Annotated in this window: 6 protein-coding genes; all 6 read right to left on the bottom strand. The window is 60.9% G+C overall.

Translation table 11 applies throughout. The features are described 5' to 3' along the window. Positions 1-385 precede the first annotated feature (385 nt). The 6 genes from HY699_14440 to HY699_14415 all read right to left on the bottom strand — a co-directional run bounded on the left by HY699_14440 (position 386) and on the right by HY699_14415 (position 5,486). Complete coding sequence (locus HY699_14440) at positions 386-949, bottom strand: hypothetical protein (GenBank protein MBI4517004.1); 564 nt, start codon at positions 947-949, stop codon at positions 386-388. Positions 950-1,000: 51 nt separating this feature from the next. Continuing rightward, positions 1,001-1,594: a hypothetical protein gene (locus HY699_14435; GenBank protein MBI4517003.1), complete on the bottom strand. Its 594-nt coding sequence runs from the start codon at positions 1,592-1,594 to the stop codon at positions 1,001-1,003. Positions 1,595-1,605: 11 nt separating this feature from the next. Next, positions 1,606-2,298, bottom strand: coding sequence for a hypothetical protein (locus HY699_14430; GenBank protein ID MBI4517002.1), 693 nt, complete (start codon positions 2,296-2,298; stop codon positions 1,606-1,608). Positions 2,299-2,330: 32 nt separating this feature from the next. Then, positions 2,331-3,041, bottom strand: coding sequence for a DUF2589 domain-containing protein (locus HY699_14425; GenBank protein ID MBI4517001.1), 711 nt, complete (start codon positions 3,039-3,041; stop codon positions 2,331-2,333). A 539-nt stretch (positions 3,042-3,580) separates the two neighbouring features. Then, positions 3,581-4,840: a hypothetical protein gene (locus HY699_14420; GenBank protein MBI4517000.1), complete on the bottom strand. Its 1,260-nt coding sequence runs from the start codon at positions 4,838-4,840 to the stop codon at positions 3,581-3,583. A 34-nt stretch (positions 4,841-4,874) separates the two neighbouring features. Then, positions 4,875-5,486 carry a hypothetical protein gene (locus HY699_14415; GenBank protein MBI4516999.1) on the bottom strand — a complete coding sequence of 204 codons (612 nt, stop codon included), beginning with the start codon at positions 5,484-5,486 and terminating at the stop codon, positions 4,875-4,877. Positions 5,487-5,683 lie beyond the last annotated feature (197 nt).

Here is a 5,683-nt window from a genome sequence, read left to right as displayed (position 1 = left end):
GCGAGCGGCGTGCCCCAAAGATCGCTCCCCGCCCCGCCGCGGCCTCATCCTCACGGGGCCGCACCCCGCCGCCCCGCGCTCGCTCCGTCAGCTTGTGCAGAGCTGCCCCCGGCCCCATCCGCGGGCCGCATCCGCGGCTTCCCAGCGCCGCACAATGCGTCTACCTCGACAGCGCAAAGAGGCTGTGGACAATCTCCCCGATCGCCTGTGGATCATCGCGCCCGATACGCGGTCAGTTTGGCCGAGCTGAGCCCGGTCAGTTTAGGCGAGCCTTGACATTCAGCCGCTTACGAGGGGGAGGTCAGGAGGTCTGACATTATCCCCACCCAACTGTCTCACCCTCATTATTGGCGGAGAGGGTTCATGGACTGAGGAGACTTCGGCCCTACCTTCCGTTGTACGACCAGTGCGGCGGGTCCGACACGAGCTTGCGGACCCCAAATACGGTGGCTCCGATTTCGTGCAGCTCGCGATTCTGTCCCGTTCGCGGACGACGCTCGATCCTCGTGAGAAGGGGTGTGGGTCGCATCATCACGAGCGTATCCTTCCAAGAGATGTTCATATCAATGGCCTTGCCACGAATGTGATTCGAGGTGAGGGCGGCAATGTGCGCCATGCCGAAGAGGTTGACCATCTCTTCCGCCGCCTTCCGCGATTTCTCAAGGTCGCCGTGGTCCCACTCGATGTCGAGACCGCCACGCTTCGGCACGTCCTTTGGATCAATCTCGCCGTAGGCTACTTTCCAGCAATAGTGCATAAGGTGCGCGCGGATCGCATTCCTCCGCGTGCTATTCACGACGACCGCAGCCGCAGCATGTCTCAGCGAGCCGATGAAATCTTCGACCCTTGAGCGAAAGCCGGACTCAAGGTCGTCGATCTCTCGACTGTTCGGATAGCTCGCCTGATTGGCGCGCCACCAGTCTCTTCCGCTCAGGTTGGATGTTCTCATGTGGGCGCGTCTCCTGCCTGTTGGCTCTCGCTCACCCGGAGGAAGGAAACGTCACGACTGTACTGCCAGTGAAGTGACGTCCAGATGGGGCGCTAGCGCGCGGTCAAAGAGTATTAGCGCGTCGTGGGGTCCGACCAAGCCTTCGAGGCGAACAACGGCGCTCTCCAGATCGCCGCTTGTGACGAGGCTGCGCCGGAGCATTCGCAGGTACTGGGTGTTGCTCACTTCCTCCTGGCGAGCGGTGATCAGCCCCCGCGACAAAGCCGCGCCGACGATCTGCTGAGCGACCCGTTCGGCTTCCGCAAGGCGTGGCTGGTTCTCCGCTATCAGGGTCGACGCCACTTCGGCCGCGCGCTGCAGGGCCTGCGATGCTACGGCGTTCAGTAGTCGCGAACGACTCGGGCGGCCGCGAAACTCGATGCCAGCAGGCACCTGGCCCTGCTCCGCCGCAACCAGATTACTTCGCAGCATGGCGATGCTCCCAGCCTGGTAGAGCCGGCTGGCGGCGAATACTCTTTCCAACGAACTCAACCACGCGCCAGCGTTTCGCGCGAAATCGATGGAGCGCCGCTCCTGCTGCTGGATGAGATCCGGGAGCAGAAGTAGAAGGTCCGCGATTTCTTCGACGTGCATGATGCGCAGCATCGGACAGCCGACTACTCGGGAACTAAACGATCGTGCCGCACGCCTTCCGACTCAATCGTCGTCCATTCGACACCCTGCTCTGACACCTTGAGACGGAGCCGCGTCAGGTTCTCCGTCGTGCCGGCCTCCCGAATTTCGGCACTCGTCACCAGCACGGTCAGGCGAGGGGGCGGCGTGCGAAGTTTGAGGAACTCGAGTCGCACGGCCTCCCTAAATTCGGCCCCGATCGGCGTCACAATGGCCGGCTCCGCGGTGGACTTCGGCCTCAGTTCTCCGACGACGCGAAGCGCGGTGGACGTGAGATCGTCCGCCACCCGATTCACGTCGACCGAGATCTCCGTCGGCACTCCGGTCTGGGTGAGCCGCTCATCGAGCGCCGCACGCAGCTTCTTGCGGTCGGCCGCGGATAACGCCATGCCGGCCTTCGACAGGTGCGCCGCGAGCACTTCGTCGAACTTTCGGCTCATATCCGCAAGCGTCGCCCCACCCCGTGCCGATTCGCCGGCGCGGGGCTCTTCGGAGGCCTTGATCAGCACCGGGATCTCCATCTCGACGTCTGGCAGCCTCACGTGTGGTACGGGCATTGTGCGAAGGAGCGGGTGCGTGGCGTAGAGTTCCGCCAGCCGAACCGTCTCCAGATCGGCCTGCATTCGCGCCATCGAGATCTCTGATAGAAGCTGACCGAGGTAATCCCCGAGATACATGTGACGTCACAGCTCCCTCCGACCGGACTGATCTACTTAGCCGCCGGCGTTGAAACGATTGCGCCCTCGAGAATCCCGAGCAGCTTTTCCATTCCCGCCGGCATTTCATCTTGCACGGCCTTTATGTGCACCGCCATGGAGTAGGTGCGGTCCACTGTGTTGCCTTGCGAAGTCGTGCGCTGGAACGACGTCGACACCTTAAGCTTGGCCGACCCCCACAGCCAACCGGCCTTTGCCTCCAATGAGGCGTCGATCTTCAGGTTAGTATCGGTCTTCCGATACTCGACGGAGTTGATCTTCGCGTTGAAGTCGATTGTCGTAAGGTCGATCCTGATAAAAGGAATGGGGAGCATGGTCAGAATCGGCACCTCCAGTTGCTGTGTCTCGTACGTCGCTTTCACCGCCGGTACATAAGCTGGACGCCCCTGAGGATAATTGGGATCACCGACTACTGGTGGACCGGCATTGTACGGAGGAAGCGCTCCAGGATTAGCTGGATCACCAACGGCAGGCTGGTATGGACTCAGCTCCTTCGGGTATTTGAACGTGACGTAGATCGGATCCAGTGTGGACGTGTTGCCGCCAGCCGCTTCCTCAGCGGCCGGCTTCTTGAAACCGACCTCCTTGATAAAGTTGACTGTGGAAATGGCGGCCTGTGCCTGCGCGTTAATGACGGCGACCAGTGGTCCGCCAAGCATGGACTCGAAGTCGATGCTTGATAGTTCCTGTCCCGGATTCGGCATGACTCTACCTCCTTAAGGAGTTTGAAGTATCCAAGAAACGTCCGTCGCTCCAGACTAGCCCGTGAGGGTCCCGCTCGTGTTGATGGCAGAAGGTGCTCCCAGACCGGTCCATTCTGCAAGACCGTACCCATCATGACTGCCGGTTCCCTTACAGTGGCCTACGGAGCCTGTCAATGAAAATTCTAGCTGGGCCCGCCGCCGCGCACCAGCATTTCAGCGTCATTCACGGTCCTGGTCGAACCAGTGAGAGTCGTGAGGATCCTGGCCCGTGAAAGGATCAACCCATTCGGGGTGCCGCTCTTGGGTCCGCGTGCCACGTTTATCCCAGTGAAAGCCTGGGGGTGCAGCTCTGTCTTCCTCGTAGCCGGGCGGATGCGTATCCCACGGGACTTCACTGCCTTTGCACTCGCCCATTATCACGGGGCCAATGCAGCCCGCACTCGCCGGGGACGCAGCAAGAGCCGCGGCGATGACGACAGCAATCAATCTGATCATTCGTGCCTCTCCTTTCGCCCTCGCTTGGGGTTCACCGCGAAGCGTCAGCGGCGCGCGTCTTTCCCGCGCGTCCGCTGCACGCTGGAGTTAGACGCTCGCTTCCTCCCGAGCCCACCGCGGAAATCGACGGAGTACTCAGCGTACGCCTTTTTCGTCGCATATACCTCGGTCGGCAGCCAACCATCGTGATCAACAAAAGCGCCGTCATACATAGCGGCAAGGATCGCCAGAGGTCTCAGCGCCACCAACCCTCTCCACTGAAGACGGCCAAGCGCCTTGCACAGGGTATCGCTCAAGCCTGCACCCAATAGCACGTAGTGAAATCTCCTTGCGAAAAGTCTGGTCTCTGGCCGCAGGGCTTCGAAAAGCGAGTCCGTGACGCGTTTCCCGCGGAGTGCCGCGACCGTGTCGGGAGGCACCCGTCGATACATCAGGAGGTCGCCTGCGAACCCCTGGTGCGCGAGGGATGACAACTCCATGCCTCCGCTTGCGATCACAACGGAGAGGACTCGCCGTTCACTTGGACTCAGGGGACCTCCCACCTTGCGCGCGCGAGCCGGGTTCGGATCGTATTCTCGAAGGTCGTTTGCGGCCAAAACCGGAACACCCTGTATCTTGTCTTCGGCTGCGAAGCACGCCACGATCCGGTCAACCTTCGCTGGATCGTGGCCATGCGATACGAAGTTGGCAGCGAACAACTCCGCCTCCACCCGGAATACCTCCCCGCTCTTGGCCTTTACGACGTAGTCGGGACATGGATCCTGTGACAAGATCACCGCCTCGAAGCCGAACTGCTCCAGGTTATCCTCGAACCACTCGCGGAATTCCCATTCGGTGTCGTAGATCGGTTTGTCTCCCTTTCGGGAACCGGCGGGCAATGCTCTACCCGACGTCGGCTTTTTCGGTCGTGGGCGGTGGCGCGGCTTTGATTCCCCCGGAGGCGGGGGAAGGTCACTTCTGAGTTGCCGTACTTCAGAGAGGAGCTTTGCGATGTCATCCTCAATGGGGTCGTTGAGCGCAGTTTCGAGGTACAGTCCGTCGCGCGCAGGCTGCAACGCATGCTTCCGGCTTCCTCCGGTGGTTCCTTCATCGAGAAATACGGAGCCGTGCTTTCGGAGCAGGTTGTCGAACCAACTTCGCCGTCTGATGAGAATGCACGATCGCTCCTTGTAGGGTCTTGTATCGGCTTCGATCCACGCGAACGAGTCGTAGGCCCAGCTACCCTTGCTAACCTCCGCTCGGAGCGCTTTCCGGGTTTCGTTCCTTGCCTCAATATCGAGGATTTCTTCTCGTGAGAGGGGCATTTTCTGATCGCAGTCGCTGCAACTCGTTCGAGATCTACTCGGCCGCTACCCAACCAATGCGAAGATCTTGCCCCCACCCCGGGAGCCCAAGCCGAGCAACCAACACCGTAAATCCCTTTTCGGAGACACCCCGGACCGTGGCCGTGAACGTGTCCGGATACTTGCTTCCCTGCTGTGCCATCGAAGATACCACCACGACTGGCGGCTTGCGGAACGGTGCAGGGAACCGAACTTCGACCTCCTTCGGTTGGCCAATTGCGCGGTTTTCGCCAAAGCTGCCAATGACCTCGGTCCCGGCTTGGACGGTAAGAGGGATTGCCTCTGCACGAGCCTCTGCCTTTGCGGCGGACATTTCTGCTGCTGCTTCGTGTTCCTGGATCGTCTTCACGATCCTCTCGCCTCCCAGCTTCGCGACCTCATCGTTGACCGCCTTGCTGTCAACCAACGTGGAAAAACCCAACCCTCCGACTATGGTCAGAAGCAGAGCGACTCCACCGAGGATACCGAGGGCTTGTGTCCTGGCGCTGTCCGCCTTTGCTGCGGCATATTCGCGCGCATCGGACCTGAGCTTTTCCAGTTCGACCCGAAGGTGAGCCGTGCGCTGGTCAATGAGGGCTTGAACAGCTTCGGGTACCGCATTGCTCATATCATTCACACCCCCAGCAGTTGCGCTCGTCTAACGTAAAAGGGTTTTTCCGTCATCCGGCGCGACGGGGCGTTGCGCGAGATGGTGGGATGGTTGCCGCCGGATGGCGGAAAGGCCTGCCTGCGCCGCGGCTTCGGCAGGCAGGCCCCGTTGAACTGAACCACTGATCACCGACGGTGCTCCCCACGTGTTATGGG

It is taken from the genome of Deltaproteobacteria bacterium (assembly GCA_016210005.1).
Classification (GTDB): Bacteria; Desulfobacterota; Binatia; order HRBIN30; family JACQVA1; genus JACQVA1.
The sequence above is the reverse complement of the archived record's forward strand: the minus strand, read 5'-3'. Positions and strand labels throughout refer to the sequence as shown.

Bases quoted from the DNA above. Each gene is read 5' to 3' on its own strand.
- HY699_14440 (MBI4517004.1), bottom strand. From the start codon at position 949: ATGAGAACATCCAACCTGAGCGGAAGAGACTGGTGGCGCGCCAATCAG.
- HY699_14435 (MBI4517003.1), bottom strand. From the start codon at position 1,594: ATGCTGCGCATCATGCACGTCGAAGAAATCGCGGACCTTCTACTTCTG.
- HY699_14430 (MBI4517002.1), bottom strand. From the start codon at position 2,298: ATGTATCTCGGGGATTACCTCGGTCAGCTTCTATCAGAGATCTCGATG.
- HY699_14425 (MBI4517001.1), bottom strand. From the start codon at position 3,041: ATGCCGAATCCGGGACAGGAACTATCAAGCATCGACTTCGAGTCCATG.
- HY699_14420 (MBI4517000.1), bottom strand. From the start codon at position 4,840: ATGCCCCTCTCACGAGAAGAAATCCTCGATATTGAGGCAAGGAACGAA.
- HY699_14415 (MBI4516999.1), bottom strand. From the start codon at position 5,486: ATGAGCAATGCGGTACCCGAAGCTGTTCAAGCCCTCATTGACCAGCGC.